General features: G+C 37.4%; 11 protein-coding genes and 1 CRISPR repeat array. Of the genes, 1 reads left to right on the forward strand and 10 read right to left on the reverse strand.

The genetic code is table 11. The annotated features are described in order from the left end of the window. Nucleotides 1-451 precede the first annotated feature (451 nt). Nucleotides 452-948: a CRISPR direct-repeat array (repeat unit 36 nt; unit sequence GTTTTACTACTATCTAAGATTACATTGGTCTAAAAC). A 59-nt stretch (nucleotides 949-1,007) separates the two neighbouring features. The 5 genes from QI30_RS07490 to QI30_RS07510 all read right to left on the reverse strand — a co-directional run bounded on the left by QI30_RS07490 (nucleotide 1,008) and on the right by QI30_RS07510 (nucleotide 7,941). Continuing rightward, nucleotides 1,008-1,874, reverse strand: a complete 867-nt coding sequence (locus QI30_RS07490) for a hypothetical protein (protein ID WP_126990320.1) — start codon at nucleotides 1,872-1,874, stop codon at nucleotides 1,008-1,010. Next, entirely contained in the window at nucleotides 1,871-2,179 is a 309-nt protein-coding gene (gene cas2, locus QI30_RS07495; protein ID WP_126990321.1) for a CRISPR-associated endonuclease Cas2, read from the reverse strand. Before cas2 ends, QI30_RS07490 begins: the two co-directional genes overlap by 4 nt. Before the next feature lie 24 nt (nucleotides 2,180-2,203). Further along, the gene (gene cas1 / locus QI30_RS07500) at nucleotides 2,204-3,097 is read right to left on the reverse strand and encodes a type II CRISPR-associated endonuclease Cas1 (RefSeq protein WP_126990322.1); all 894 of its coding nucleotides are present in this window, start codon (nucleotides 3,095-3,097) and stop codon (nucleotides 2,204-2,206) included. A gap of 13 nt (nucleotides 3,098-3,110) precedes the next feature. Further along, nucleotides 3,111-7,040 (reverse strand): type II CRISPR RNA-guided endonuclease Cas9, encoded by a 3,930-nt coding sequence (cas9, locus tag QI30_RS07505; protein WP_126990323.1) that lies wholly within the window; start codon nucleotides 7,038-7,040, stop codon nucleotides 3,111-3,113. Nucleotides 7,041-7,392: 352 nt separating this feature from the next. Then, entirely contained in the window at nucleotides 7,393-7,941 is a 549-nt protein-coding gene (locus QI30_RS07510; protein ID WP_233600545.1) for an NUDIX hydrolase, read from the reverse strand. A gap of 367 nt (nucleotides 7,942-8,308) precedes the next feature. On the opposite strand from QI30_RS07510, the gene QI30_RS07515 reads away from it, so the two are divergent. Beyond that, nucleotides 8,309-9,607, forward strand: a complete 1,299-nt coding sequence (locus tag QI30_RS07515) for a CitMHS family transporter (RefSeq protein WP_126990324.1) — start codon at nucleotides 8,309-8,311, stop codon at nucleotides 9,605-9,607. Nucleotides 9,608-9,653: 46 nt separating this feature from the next. Here the strand turns inward: QI30_RS07515 and QI30_RS07520 are convergent, their stop codons facing one another. From QI30_RS07520 to QI30_RS07540, 5 genes are read right to left on the reverse strand one after another with little or no spacing between them, the layout of a single operon-like run. Next, the gene (locus QI30_RS07520; protein ID WP_126990325.1) at nucleotides 9,654-10,430 is read right to left on the reverse strand and encodes an IclR family transcriptional regulator; all 777 of its coding nucleotides are present in this window, start codon (nucleotides 10,428-10,430) and stop codon (nucleotides 9,654-9,656) included. 46 nt (nucleotides 10,431-10,476) lie between these two features. After that, the gene (locus QI30_RS07525; protein WP_126990326.1) at nucleotides 10,477-11,616 is read right to left on the reverse strand and encodes a CaiB/BaiF CoA transferase family protein; all 1,140 of its coding nucleotides are present in this window, start codon (nucleotides 11,614-11,616) and stop codon (nucleotides 10,477-10,479) included. Between the two features lie 19 nt (nucleotides 11,617-11,635). Further along, a complete protein-coding gene (locus QI30_RS07530; protein ID WP_126990327.1) occupies nucleotides 11,636-12,442 on the reverse strand; it encodes an enoyl-CoA hydratase/isomerase family protein in 807 nt (268 codons plus the stop codon). A gap of 11 nt (nucleotides 12,443-12,453) precedes the next feature. Beyond that, on the reverse strand, nucleotides 12,454-13,464 hold the full coding sequence (locus QI30_RS07535) for an acyl-CoA dehydrogenase family protein (protein ID WP_126990328.1): 1,011 nt from the start codon (nucleotides 13,462-13,464) through the stop codon (nucleotides 12,454-12,456). Beyond that, nucleotides 13,461-14,606: an acyl-CoA dehydrogenase family protein gene (locus tag QI30_RS07540; protein ID WP_126990329.1), complete on the reverse strand. Its 1,146-nt coding sequence runs from the start codon at nucleotides 14,604-14,606 to the stop codon at nucleotides 13,461-13,463. Before QI30_RS07540 ends, QI30_RS07535 begins: the two co-directional genes overlap by 4 nt. Nucleotides 14,607-14,628 lie beyond the last annotated feature (22 nt).

A 14,628-nucleotide genomic window follows, 5' to 3' on the forward strand; every position in this document is an offset into this window, starting at 1 on the left:
TGAACTAAGGCCGCCAGGCCATCAATTCCTTTCCGCATATCCGTTCTGCCACAGACAATATAAATATTTTTTACCTTTGTGAAATCTGTTTTCATTTCAACACCAATCCTTTCAATACGGTTTGGACAAGGTGTGCATCTACGCCATTGAAGAAAGAGATTTCAACTGCTGCTGTTTTAATCACACAGGTTGGCTCGATTTTTTCGTTGAGGTGAGGATCCCGGAGGGAGTTCCAATGGGAGAGAATCTAAATGAACGGGGACGATAATTGGTTTGTTCGTAGACATAATAAAAGCACCTCCATTGATTGATACATTTATCGTATCGGAGATGCCTACAAGATTATATGCGTGATTTGATTACGGGCTTACTAGTTAACAACTTCTTTCGTAAATATCATGGTGATTACATTGGTCTAAAATTCCTACACACTGAAAAAAATGAACAACATGTTTTACTACTATCTAAGATTACATTGGTCTAAAACTTTAAGCACGCAAGCCCAATCGAGGATTTGGTTTTACTACTATCTAAGATTACATTGGTCTAAAACTTAAAGTTACCCATTACAATCGTTTTAGCCGTTTTACTACTATCTAAGATTACATTGGTCTAAAACCGATATGGCGTAGAATATGCGGATTTTGCGTTTTACTACTATCTAAGATTACATTGGTCTAAAACCAGTCCGTAAGTTAGTATGTTCGTTATCGCGTTTTACTACTATCTAAGATTACATTGGTCTAAAACAGCTCGCAGCGCCGATTAAGCGATGAAGAGGTTTTACTACTATCTAAGATTACATTGGTCTAAAACGGCGATAATGTGATTTAGCAAGTTCAAGCAGTTTTACTACTATCTAAGATTACATTGGTCTAAAACACATTTCCACGGAAGTCCGCATCGACCGTGGTTTTACTACTATCTAAGATTACATTGGTCTAAAACACACTGGGAAAAAATGAACAACAACATAGTTTTACTACTATCTAAATATCTTTAAAATATTAAAACTGACTGCTCTTAATAAACTTGATTAACTCTCTTGAAAGTAATGGATTTTGTATAATTAACTCTTCAAACGCTAAAGAAACGGCTAATTGTTCCTTAGACAATGAATAATATCTTTCAGGCTTTTTCAATAACTTTAATTCAGTCTCTAATGCTGCTAAATTAAATCGTTCTCGTGATTTCTTAATAAAATGAACTTGGTGTAAATCAAAATTCATTAACCATTCTTTACTTTTGGTGATACAAATAACGGTACATTTTATTTCTCTTAATAACTGTACCCATATTGCCATTTCTTGAACATCAATATCATTTTCCGGAAAATGATAAAGAATAATAGCTGGCTTGCCATTTGTTAAAGATGTAAAAATATGAAAAATAAATTCTAAGCGCGACAAAATAGTTAAAGGTTCATCAAATTTTTTCACATCCCACTTTATATATTTTTGTAGCTGGGACATTTGAAATTCTTCATAATTTATTTGAAGTTGAAAATCAGCTATATCAACCATTAATCCATCCAAGTTTAATTCGATTATTTCTTTGATTTTCTCATACATTGGAATAAAGTCAATTTCAATTTGATCAACAATTTTTTGAAAAACTTTTTGTTGCCACTGCTTTTCATCCAATAGTTTTAAATTACCGCCCTGTAATTGAAGAATATGATAATCTTTTGCGCCAACGGTATCAGAACCATCATCAATACGAACAAAATCACCATCTATCATGTCATTATTTTGTTCATAATGATGTAAAAGCATTCGAAAGCTATCTAGTTGGTTCGCATCTTGAAAAATAAAATTTTGAACAGAAGCTTCTTCAAAATAAATTGGTGTAAAAAAAGATGACACAATTCTCACAACTCAATAATCCTTTCAACAGAAGCTATTTGCGCAGCTTCTTTCTTCATACTAGTAACTCTTTCCATTCCAGCATATTGCTTTTCCGTAATAAGCAATAAATCAACGGTGCCTTTTCTAGGAACTTGATCCATTAGTTTTTTCTTCTGATAGGCTAAAACAGAATGATTTAAAATAATTTTTGCATAAATTGAATACTGTACCATCATATAGCCATTTTCGATTAGAAACTTACGGAATTTACGATAATTTTTCCGATCATTTGAAGTATCTACAGGTAAATCAAAGAAGACTAATAAGCGCATAATTCTAAAGCCCTCCTTCGGCATTTAAACACCCCATTTATAAGCTTTATAATCCAGTTTAGGCAACTGCAGATGCCCCTTATTCCCTGTATTTAAATATTCCATACAACTGTCTACAAATATCTGTGCTGCCTGTGTTAAATAATATTGCTTTCCTCGAATTTCAATTTTGTATTCAAATAAATGAATCAAATTTCTACGACTATTTTTTGTAAAAAGCTCCTCATCTGAACTATAAATAATCCCATCTACAATTGGACGGAAAATCTCCATTAAATCACTTGCTAAATTGTACTGGTTGTATTCATTTTTATGAAAAATACCGATTTCCGTTAAATAGCCTTTGCTAACTATTAATCTTGCAAATAATGAATGCAATAATGCGTATCCATAATTTAATCCTGCATTTATTGCATCATCATAACCTCTAATAAAATGATTCCCGTACATCTTATGAAAATAAATTTTCGCTCCGTATCCTTCTCGATTAGTTGCATCACCTAATTCCACATTATGAATTAGTTCTTTCATTTGTTCGTAGCCATCTAACTGAAAATGTTCTAGTAAATTGGCTTGATTCGTTAATTTCTGTTCTATAAGAATTTTCCATAATAATTCTTTTCTTGCTTCTATCCAATTTATTTGCTGGCCAATATGCTTGGATTGTCTATGATGACCGTAAATACTTTGAATATTTGTCATAGGTAAATGTGATTTATCACATAAAATAACATGAATTTTTGCCTCTACTAAAGCGTTCATAACGTGGCCCGTAATACAAATTGACGGGTTCTCAATAATCAAACTGTTAATCTCTTCTAAAAAAATTGTTTTTGTTTCATCACTCGCAACGACTAAATGATTCATCCGTAAGCTTAATTTTGATTCCTTCGTTAAAATAACGGTTCTCCATCCCATCAAATCACTCCAATTAACGCAATGCTTTTGGCTTTCGCACTTTCAATCCCGTAATCGATTCATATACGAGTTTAATATCTGTAGCTGGAACTGTTCTAGTTAATCTACTACCTAATTTATCTGAACGTGTAGCATTATTCGCCGTCGTTTTAAAAATCTCTAGCATTTCTTTTTTAAACTGCTCTAAATTTTCAATAGCCTCAGCAAATGTGATTACCTTATTAGGCATTTGTCCTTCTGCAAAAATCGGATATTGTGTAAACATTTCTTCTGCAATCATCAAATAAATTTTTTGTAGTTCTTCAATAGACGTTTGATCATCAGCTTTTAAATAAGCATCTAATAATGTGTTAGGCAAGACAAATTGCTTTGCCAAATGTAGCTCCTTCACTGCCGCTAAATAAAACAGCTGTCCCTGCCATATGAATTTTTGGTATTTAAATAAATTTGTAACCCAACTAGCACTAATAATTTTTTTATTAGGATATTGTCGACAAATCAGCTTCATCGCTTTTTCATCATCTTGTAGGTGACTCCATTGTTTTTCTTCCAGCACAGTTAAGTTGACTAACTCTATTTTTTCAACTTCTTTCTTTTTATTTTTCTCAGTAAATTTTATTACAGCTGTTGACGCATTTTTAACAGAATCATATACACCTTTACTCGCTTTAGAAGATTCATACTTAGGTTGTTTTGTTTTTGGTGAATATAATGTTTCATCAAAAAACATCTCATCACTATTGCCGATTTTTTTCGTCGTTTGCCAAGGCACTTTATAATAGACTTCTTCTACAAATTCTCTCGATGATAATTTTGTTTTTGAAATTGCACTATTAATTTGCTCCGACAAAAAGCTATTAAATAAAAAGAAGCCATTTCTTTTTTGTGCTACTTGAGCTAATTTTTTTGAACGCTCCTTATCTTTAAATGAAAAGGCAAAAATATTTTCGCCGTAATGATTAATTGCATGATTAATTAATAAAGCATTCAACAAGGCATCAATTGCATGATGCTTATTATTAAAATCTCGTAATTTAGGAATTTCGAGTGTTTTTCTAAACTTTGAAATAATCGGTGCTTTAACTAAGTGAACGGTCGTATCGCTAAATCTTTCTTCTAATAAAACACCTACATTTTTAATAATTTGCCTTGTTTCAACCAATTGTCTTGCAATAAATTGTTCTCTATCTAACTCAGAAAATGTGGGTTTACATAAACGAGTGAATTTATTTTGATTCATAAAGCCTTTATCAAACCAGCTTTTCCAAATACCTCTCATACGAGCACCTTCAGAAGCACTCATACATTCCAAAGGCATTTTGAAGCCGCCTTTTTGTTGGTTATAAGATTTTTCTACCAATACTAAGTTATCTAAACTATCATCTTTGACAAAACTTCGAGGATAAATATGATCGATTTCATAGTTTAATAATTGATGAATATTTAATGATTTTCCACTATATGCACATTTTCCTTGCTGTAGTAAATATAAATAAAATCGATTGTCTTTAAATTTTGCTTCTGGTTGCTTTAAGTACGGCTGCAACTCTTTTTTCAATACTTGCTCATCCTTACCTAAACCATCTACCACTGTTTTAAATTTCATTAATCTGCTTTGAGTCCGCTTTTTTGTACCTTCTTCACGCGCTACTTCTAACATAATATGCGTTGGTTCCCCAAAAATTGCTGTAAGCTCCTCTACAACCTTAACAGCTTGCCAAATTCCTCTTTTCAACGCTGGAGATCCTGCTAGTTCTTGTACATCACTATACGCAATCTTTTTTGTTTGGCGTTTTGAATGGTTTTTTTGTTTAATCAACTCTTCTAGATTAGAATTTTTCACTCCTAGCACTTCTCTAAAAGTTAATGTTGAATCGAACATTTTTTCAATAACTGTTTTACCATCATTTAGAATTAATCCATCTAATAATTCTTTACTTAAGCTCCCCCACCCAACAAAATTCTTTTTCAATACTCGCTCAATCATTACAGTTGGAAACTTAGGATAGTTTTCTTTTATTTTCTTTTTTATAATATTCTTTTCATTAAAAATCGTTAACCATTCAATTAATCGTTCAATCATTATTTCATCAAAAGGAACTGAACTATTTTCAAATAAGCCTTTAAAATCAATATACGACTTCAAACTGCTCGTAAATCGTCCTTCTTGTTGTGTACCAAAGACCTCGTATTCTTCCCCTAGTAAATAATCAAATTGATGTTCTTTTAATAATTGAATTAATCGTTTATGTGTCATTGTCTTATATTCTTTAAAGCCAAATTCTATGACACATTTTTTCGCTTCTACTGGTAGTCGATATTTAGAATGACTCACTGCATCCTTAGGACGTATTTGAATAGCATTTAATTCATTTAACACTTCAAAATATTGATAGAGTAAGGATTGTTTCGGCAGTACATCTTCACTTTGTAAATACGTACATTTATTCGTCATGCGCTTAATAAACTGTTCTGCTGTAGCTGACTCATTGACTAAATCATGAAATGTTGCTGGCGTAATATGTTCGTTTTCCTTTGCTCGCTCTAACCATGCAAATTTACTTTGATTGTTTTTTGCTAGTGGCCCAATATAATAAGGAATACGGAAAGAAACAATTTCGACAACCTTTTCAATAAATTCCTCTGTTATAAAATCATAATATTGTTGTTGATTTGTTAGAATTTTTTCGATTTCATAAATACTATTTTGGTTTGGAATCGCTGCGTTATGTGTGCCCTTTTGACGTGCTAAAAATATACCTTCTCTTATGTTCTCAATTAAAGTCGTATGATGCTTAATAGCTGATTTTTCTAGCAACTTTGTCATAGCAGTTAATACCGTATCTTTATCCTTGATACTAAAATTATATTGATCCAATAAACATAACTTTTCTTTATTCTGTTTATCAGGAGTTTTTTTATATGCTGTCAGAGCTGATTTAGACGTAATAAAAAAGCGACGGTAAAGCTTTTCATCATTTGCCTCATTTATCATTTTCTTGAACCATTTTAAATCTTCTTGATATTTTTCATAACTAGCTACCTTAGAAAAAGCGACACATTCGTGCCCTTGTAATAGGTCCTTTAATAGAATTTGTTGATACAATACGTATACCTCATCAACAAACTGATTTTCTAATTCACTTAGATTTTCACGTGCTTCATCTAATTCTTCACTTCCCAAAACAAGCTTTAAGTTAATAACTTTATAGTGTGCACGATTTTCCGATTCAATGAACAATTTTTCTGCATTTACACTTAAGCCTAACAAGAATTGCCAAAGCGGTGTAAAGCTCTTTGAAGACAATTCTTCTAACTTTTTCTGCTTATCTTTACGTACGGTTTCAGTATCTTCAAAAATTGTTTGTATCTTATCAAAATCTAAATGTGGTAATTCCAATCCATTCATTTCAGCATAACTTGTAGCTACTTCACTGCATTCTACTTTAAAATCAAATCCTTGATTTTTTTGTGTCCAACGTCCTGTATTTAAAAAATGCCCTCTATATTTCGTTAAGTTATGTATAGCTAAGTAAATCAGACGAATATCTTGCTTTGGTCCTTCTATTAATGATTTTCTTAAATGATAGATTGTTGGAATTTCTTTTGAATTTATACGTAATTGTTTCAATACTTGTGATAATGCGCGATTTTCAAACTGATTTTCATTTCTCCAAAAATGTTGATTCGTTTTTTCCACAAAAAAGTTTTTAGGTACATAATCTATAAATAACTCCTGCAATAGTTGAATGCGTTTTTTTCTACGATTATATCGACGTCTCATTTGGCGCTTTTGTCTTGTAGTTTCTGCTGTCTGAGCTGCTTCAAATTCACGAACACCGAAAGCACATTTATTTAAATATTGTAATAGCTCATTATTTTCATTAACACATGCCCAGCCCACACTTGTTGTTCCAATATCTAATCCGATTGAATATTTCATATGTTCCCTCCAAAACCTTTTATTTACTTTTTTTACATTATGTTATACAATGATTTTGTTACTACTATGTAACATTACATTGGTAAGTTAAAATAAGCTTAAAGCGTAAAAGTTGGTCATCATAGGCCTCCACCTGCAGATATATATCTGCAGGTTTTTTCTTTTTCTAGATCCCACTTTGAATCCAATTATATTACAAGACTCTATTATTAACAAATTATTTTACAAAAAAATAAGTATAAATACTTATTTATACAACAAAAGACGTTACCAGAATCTTCCCTATAAAGACAGGTCTTCTAATAACGTCATTTTGCTATGTGTAATTGATTATTTTGAATCTACTAAGGTACTATAGCGCATCAATAATCTTTTGATAAATCGGGATCATATGCGCTTCCTTACAATAAACCGCAATTTCATCTAGTGGAATCCACGCTACATCACTGTTTTCCCCTTCACAGACGACAAGATGCGCGCGATCATCCGCTTCGACTAAATAGGTCACATTCATATGAAGATGCTCGGACACATACTTGCCCTTCTTCACATGCCCAAGCACCGTTAGCTGTTCAATCGAAATCGGCTCTTCACTCACTGCAACAGCATCCACCCCTGTTTCTTCCTTCACTTCACGAAGTGCAACGGCTAAAAAATCGCTTTCGCCGTCCGCATGACCCCCAGTCCAAGCCCATGAGTCATAAATATTGTGATACGCCATTAGCACATGTGTACGCGCTTTATTAACGACAAATGCCGATACGGTCATATGTGCAATCGGATTTTCACGTGTTAGTACATCATCGAAATGGTCAAAGGCATAGCGAAATGCTGCTAAATCGCGTGTTTCCTGTTCATTTTTTGGTTGATATTGTAATAATTGCTGTTGCCAAGTCATCATTAAAAACCCCTTATAGATAAGATACCTTCATGATAGCATAGTCGAATTCATTATATTTATATAAATTAAACGCTAGAAAAGTTCCTCTAAAAAGTAGGTCTTTAGGGTAAAATCATGAACTTTATGATTTTTATTATGTTTATTAATTTATTCATTTTTATCGGTTTTTTTACACTTATACGCTTTATTCAATAAGAAAAACATTTCGAAATATGTATTTATTAGTTTTATTTAACTAAAAATAGAATAAAAATTAAGTATTTAGTAATATTTTTATAATTTTCTATTTATTTATTAATTGAAAGCGCATACACTACTGGAAAGATATTTCACAATACGTTCACATTTAAATAAGGGGGCAACACATATGAATTTAGCAATCTTAGGATTTATTATGATGATCGTCTTTATGGCGCTCATTATGACGAAAAAAATGAGTGCATTAATGGCGCTGATTATTATCCCAACTGTATTTGCGCTAATCGGGGGATTTTACGCAAATCTAGGGGAGAATATGTTAGAAGGAATTTCACAGGTCGCACCAACGGGGATTATGCTCGTATTCGCGATTCTTTACTTCAGTGTCATGATTGACGCTGGATTATTCGACCCGGTAGTTGACCGTATCGTAAAAGTCGCAAAGGGTGACCCATTAAAAATTACGATTGGTACCGTAATACTTGCCTCAATGGTGGCATTAGATGGCGATGGTACAACCACCTTCATTATTACAGTTACGGCAATGATGCCGCTTTATAAACGTGTTGGCATGAACTTATACATTCTAGCATTACTTGCGATTCTTTCAATTGGTGTTATGAATATGACGCCTTGGGGTGGACCAACAGCACGTGCGATTTCAGCATTACATTTAACAACAGAGGAAGTCTTTACACCGATTATTCCCGTGATGGCCATGGGGATTGTCTTTGCGATTTTAGTAGCGATCTACTTCGGCTTTAAGGAACGTAAACGACTAGGCGGTATTATTGACATTGGAGAAATCACAGCACAACATGTTGATATTAGTGAGAAAGAAAAAGCATTACGTCGCCCGAAATTAGTCATCGTCAATGCCTTATTAACAATTTTATTATTAGTTGCGTTGATTCTTGGCTGGCTACCTTCTGCTGTACTATTCATGCTAGCCTTTGCGATAGCGATGGTCATTAACTATCCGCATATCCCAACACAGCAGCAACTTGTAAAAGACCATGGCGGTAACGTATTAGCAACCGTTTCACTTGTCTTCGCATCCGGTATTTTCACAGGCGTTCTTGGCGGTACAGGCATGGTAGATGCCATGGCCAACTCATTAGTGCAAATCATTCCCGAATCAATGGGCACACATTTCGCACTGATTGCCTCATTCCTAAGTATGCCATTTACGTACTTCATGGCGAATGACCCGTACTACTACGGTGTGCTACCTATCTTAGCTGAATCTGCAGCGCATTACGGTGTTCCTGCCGCAGAAATGGCCCGCGCAAGTATTATTGGGCAACCAGTTCATATTTTAAGCCCGCTTTATGCAGCTGGGTACTTATTAGTTGGTATGCTTGATATTGACTACGGTCAAAACCAACGCTTCGCTTTAAAATGGGCGATTGGCTCGTCATTATTTATGATTGTCTTCGCGTTAATCTTTGGTGTTATTTCGTTTTAATACAAAAAGCAGGAAGTCCTATATTCGGGCTTCCTGCTTTTTTCTATTAATGCACCAAACGCTCGATTTCTCGTTTAGCTGCCATCACGTCTGATGTTAGCTGCTCTAAATCAACGTCGTCAAAGCGCACTTCTGGAATGATCACGGAAATAGATGCGACGGGACGCGTGCTTGAATCGGTCTGAATCGGGGCACTAACCGAGCATGCACCAAAAATACGCTCTTTTCGTGACACCGCATAGCCTTTGGCACGAATATCAGCTAATTCCGCAAGTAGCTGCGCACGGTCCACTACGGTGTTTTCTGTAATCATTTCAAATTTCACTTCATCTAAGTAGTCAGTGATTTCCTCATCTGGTAAAAAAGCTAATAGCGATTTTGCCGATGCCCCTGCATAGAGAGGAGAAGTATCGCCAACATGATTGCGCGCTGTTAATAAATGCGTGCTATCAAAATTGACGATACAACGGCGCTCATTGCCGTCTAAAATACTCATCGACACACTTTCATTATACTTGTCATTTAATTGCTTCAGCGCGGGCTTCGCGAGTGATAGAAGACTTGATTCCTGCTCAACTAGCTTGCCTAAATAAAATAGCGACAAACCAAGGCGGTATAGCTTCGTGCGCTCATCACGAATAAGGAAGCCTTCATATACAAGTGTTGCTACAAAACGCTGTAAGCTTGAAACGCCGATACCGGTTTTCTTATGAAGATCCGTCAGCGACAACTTCGGCTCTTCACGCGTGAAGGAACGTAAAATTTTAGCTGTTTTTTGAACGGTATTCATTAAATAGTTCTTCTCTAATTTCTCTTGATTCATGCCATTCCCTCCTACCAAGTATCGTACCAAAATTCGGCCGTAGCGACTATCCTTTTGGCTGTTTCACATATAAATGACTATGCTCACCTAATACCGGTGGTGCAAGCTCATACTCAATGCCAAGTGACGAATGTTGAAGCGGATTTTTCACAAAACGCACAGGCCCATATGCTGGATGCTCGATTTCACCGATTAAATCACGCGCCACGACTTGTGGTTGCTCAAGCGCTTCTGTAATCGAATTTACGCGTCCACCCGGAATTTTATGCTCCTGTAAAATTGCAATCCATTCATCGCGTGTTTTCGCCGCAATAATTGGCGTCAGTAAACGAACGAGTTCATCTTCATTTGCTTTCCGCTTCGCGTTATCCGAAAATCGTTCATCTGTAAGCCATTCTGGGCGCCCAATCGCCTGACAGAACTTCTTATACTGACCCTCGGTGCCAACACAGAACATCAGTGGGCCGTCCGCACAGTCAAACACCTGATACGGCGCAACATTATTATGACGATTACCTAATCGCTTCGACACGAAATCTGCATTTAAATATGCACTCGATACATTCGCTAGGCTACTCACCTGTACATCAAGGAGTGATAAGTCGATATATTGCCCCTCTCCTGTGAAGTCACGCTGACGAAGAGCTGCTAAAATACCAATCACCACAAAATGAGACGTTAAAATATCCGCTGTTGGTACACCAACCTTTGTCGCCACACCATCCGGCTCCCCTGTAACATCCATCAAGCCGCTCATTGCCTGAATCACTGGGTCAAAGCCTGGTTCAAATGCGAGTGGTCCCGTTTGACCAAAACCCGTCACCGAACAATGAATGATTTGTGGATTAACGGCCTTTAGTTGCGCGTAGTCTAGCCCCATCCGTTTTAAATCACCCGTTTTGAAGTTATCGACAACAATATCAGATTCGCGCACAAGCTCTAAAAATTCTTCACGATCTGCCTCGTCCTTTAAATCGAGAAGAATCGATTTTTTATTACGATTTGCACATAAATAATAGGTGCTTTGTCCCCCTGCATATGGTCCCCAGCCACGCGTACTATCCGAGCCTCCAGGTTGCTCGACACGAATCACCTCCGCGCCTAAATCCCCTAACATCATCGTTCCTGCTGGCGCTGCATACACACGCGACAAATCTAATACACGAATATTTTCTAACGGCCTCATTCGCCTTCACCCCTTTCTATTACTTAAAATTCGGTTTTCGTTTCTCTAATACGGCTTGTACACCTTCTTTATAATCTGCAAGCTCCGTCACAATGCCCATCTGTGATGAAATATAATCAAGAGACGAGCGCAGTGACATCGTTTGTGATTGGTACACAGCACGTTTTACCATACGCACGACCTCTGCTGGGCTGTTCGCGATTTTTTCTGCATAGCTTTGCGTAAAGGACGTAAGCTCATCCTCAGGCACCACATATGTGACAAGCCCCATTTCCTTCGCCTCTGTTGTATCAAGTACACGCGCCGTCCATAGCATATCAAGCGCCTTATCCACACCGACAATACGCGGTAGGAAATACGCGCCACCATCACCCGGTACGATGCCGACTTTAATATAGCTCTCTGAGAACTTTGCTGTATCTGCCGCAATTCGAATATCGCACATAAGCGCCATATCAAGCCCTGCTCCCATCGCATAGCCATGCATCTGCGCGATGACTGGCTTATCAATTTCTTCTAATAGAAGTGGAATGCGCTGGATACGCTTCCAAAGTGAGTTTTTACGTGCAAGCGCTGTCGATGAGATGTCCTCACTACTTTCAAAGAAGCCCTTGCCAGCTGTCATCGCTTTAATGTCGCCGCCCGCACAAAACGCTTTGCCGTTCCCTTTTAAAATGACCACGCGAATTTCATCATTATCACGCACCTCTTCTAGCGCCTGAATCCATTTCATAACCATTTCCTCGCTAAATGCATTTAAGCTATCTGGACGATTCAATGTAATCGTCGCGATACGATTTTCAATTTCAAATAATAAATCTGCCATTTAAATCCCTCCTAGACGTTTTGTGTTTGCTTTGACGCTGTTAATGCTGTCCAAATATCCGTTGTGCTCGCTAATACTTCTTGAACAAGCTCCTTTTTCCAGTAATCCGCTTTTACGAGCTCATCACGCCATGACCAAATGCGACGTGTGTATTGATTTAAACTATGCTCATCCGTTACGCCAATTGCGGCATGTACTTGATGCGCAGAAGCTGCAATCACGCGGTTTGCATCCTCTAGACGTAGACGTGCGTAGCCAATATCATTCGTTTCAAGCGCTTCAAGTGTCGCTAAAATATTTTCTGCTGCAACATTCATAATCGCCTGTTCCCCTGCCATTAACGCAAGATGCTGCTGCACTAATTGGAAGCGATGAATTGGACGACCAAACTGTTCGCGCTCCTTACTAAAGCGAACCGTTAAGTCAAAGGCCTTGTCAATCGCTCCCGATGTTTTAATCAGTGTTGCAGCTGTAATAAGCTTCATTAATTGTTTATATGTCGCATTATCTAAAGTGACCTCGATAGCCGGTGCAGCCGTCACTTCCACCGTATCACGTGGCTCTGAGGCAATATTTGTCGTTTCTTTTACACGAGCATCCGCAAGTGGGTACACAATAAGTTTTTCAGGCGTCACAACAACAACCTGCTCTGCATGACGCGCCCATGGAACAAATGGTAATGTCGCCTCAACATTTGATGCTATATGAAGCGTTGTCAGTGTTTGCTGTGCCACTTCACCGACTTCATTTAATAAAACATTCGCTAATGTATGCTCCACAAATGGGATGGGTGCTGCGTATTTACCGATTAGTTGATACACCGCAAATAAATCCTCTTTATCGCCACCTGCACCGTCCTGGTCCTCAGGCACAGCGATATTGATCATGCCGTTTTCTTCTAGTAGACGCCATAAATCCTCGCCCCACTGACCTTGCTCTAATACATCGACATCCTCTTTTTCCACTTTATCCTTTAGCATCTTTTCAACAACTTCTAGTAGCATCTCTTTCATTTCGCTCATTGTGCAATAACCCCTTTCGCAATAATGCCGTATAAGATTTCTGACGTACCACCACGAATTGTAAACCCTGGTGAATGCAAGATTGACTGTGCAAGTAAACGATTGATTTTATCCTCCGCATCTAGTCGTGGATAAACATCTAATAATAAGCGCACAATTTCAGGCACCTTCTGCTCGAATTTCGTGCCGACACTTTTCACAAGCGCTGCCGGAATACTTACTTCGCCTTCCTCCTCTAACACTTTTGCAACACCAATCGATAAATTACGTAGGCTCCACACTTCTGCGACTAATTTCACCGCTTCCGCTAAGCCACGCTCATCTCCTTGGCGCTTCAGCTCTTCAATTGCTTCATTTAATAGCGGGAATGTACTTAAAATACGCTCTGGACCACTGCGTTCAAAGGCAAGTTCTGCTAGACCCTGCTTCCAGCCATTTCCTAACGTACCAACGACGCGGTCATCTGGCACAAAGACATTATCAAAGAACACGTCATTGAAATGATGCTCCCCTGTTAAATAGCTAATCGGTGTAATTGTCACACCTGGCGCATGTAAATCGATAATTAATTGGCTTAAATTTTCATGCTTTTTCTCTGGGTTATAGGCACCTGTACGCACAAGTGTAATCATATAATGCGCATCATGCGCATTACTTGTCCATGTTTTCGCACCATTGACAAGCCACCCGCCGTCTACCTTTTCAGCTCGCGTACGGACGGATGCCAAGTCAGACCCACTGTTTGGCTCACTCAGACCAATGGCGAAGTAGCATTCACCCGCCACAATTTTTGGTAGGAAATATTGCTTTTGCTCCTCTGTACCAAAACGCAGTAAAAGCGGGCCTGTTTGTCGATCGGCAATCCAGTGTGCCGCAACCGGTGCACCAGCTGCTAAAAATTCTTCCGTTAAAATATAACGATCGATTGAGCTACGTGCCTGACCGCCATATTCTTTCGGCCATGTTAAGCCGATTAAATTTTCGTCGCCCACTATTTTTGAAAAGCTCGGCTCACTCCCGCTTAACCAAGAATCACATTTCGTTTGGAACGTCCCAGCCTCGATATGTTGTTGTAAAAACGCACGCACTTCCTGTCTAAATTGCTCTTGCTCTGCAGTAAATTGCACTGTAGGTAAATTCATTGAATATCCTCCTTTTACGCAT

It is taken from the genome of Candidatus Kurthia intestinigallinarum, assembly GCF_003991225.1.
Lineage (GTDB): Bacteria > Bacillota > Bacilli > Bacillales_A > Planococcaceae > Kurthia > Kurthia populi.

What these genes read in the sequence shown, in the direction of transcription:
- cas2 (WP_126990321.1), bottom strand. Translation starts at nt 2,179, where the DNA reads ATGCGCTTATTAGTCTTCTTTGATTTACCTGTAGATACTTCAAATGAT.
- cas1 (WP_126990322.1), bottom strand. Translation starts at nt 3,097, where the DNA reads ATGGGATGGAGAACCGTTATTTTAACGAAGGAATCAAAATTAAGCTTA.
- cas9 (WP_126990323.1), bottom strand. Translation starts at nt 7,040, where the DNA reads ATGAAATATTCAATCGGATTAGATATTGGAACAACAAGTGTGGGCTGG.
- QI30_RS07510 (WP_233600545.1), bottom strand. Translation starts at nt 7,941, where the DNA reads ATGATGACTTGGCAACAGCAATTATTACAATATCAACCAAAAAATGAA.
- QI30_RS07515 (WP_126990324.1), top strand. Translation starts at nt 8,309, where the DNA reads ATGAATTTAGCAATCTTAGGATTTATTATGATGATCGTCTTTATGGCG.
- QI30_RS07520 (WP_126990325.1), bottom strand. Translation starts at nt 10,430, where the DNA reads ATGAATCAAGAGAAATTAGAGAAGAACTATTTAATGAATACCGTTCAA.
- QI30_RS07525 (WP_126990326.1), bottom strand. Translation starts at nt 11,616, where the DNA reads ATGAGGCCGTTAGAAAATATTCGTGTATTAGATTTGTCGCGTGTGTAT.
- QI30_RS07530 (WP_126990327.1), bottom strand. Translation starts at nt 12,442, where the DNA reads ATGGCAGATTTATTATTTGAAATTGAAAATCGTATCGCGACGATTACA.
- QI30_RS07535 (WP_126990328.1), bottom strand. Translation starts at nt 13,464, where the DNA reads ATGAGCGAAATGAAAGAGATGCTACTAGAAGTTGTTGAAAAGATGCTA.
- QI30_RS07540 (WP_126990329.1), bottom strand. Translation starts at nt 14,606, where the DNA reads ATGAATTTACCTACAGTGCAATTTACTGCAGAGCAAGAGCAATTTAGA.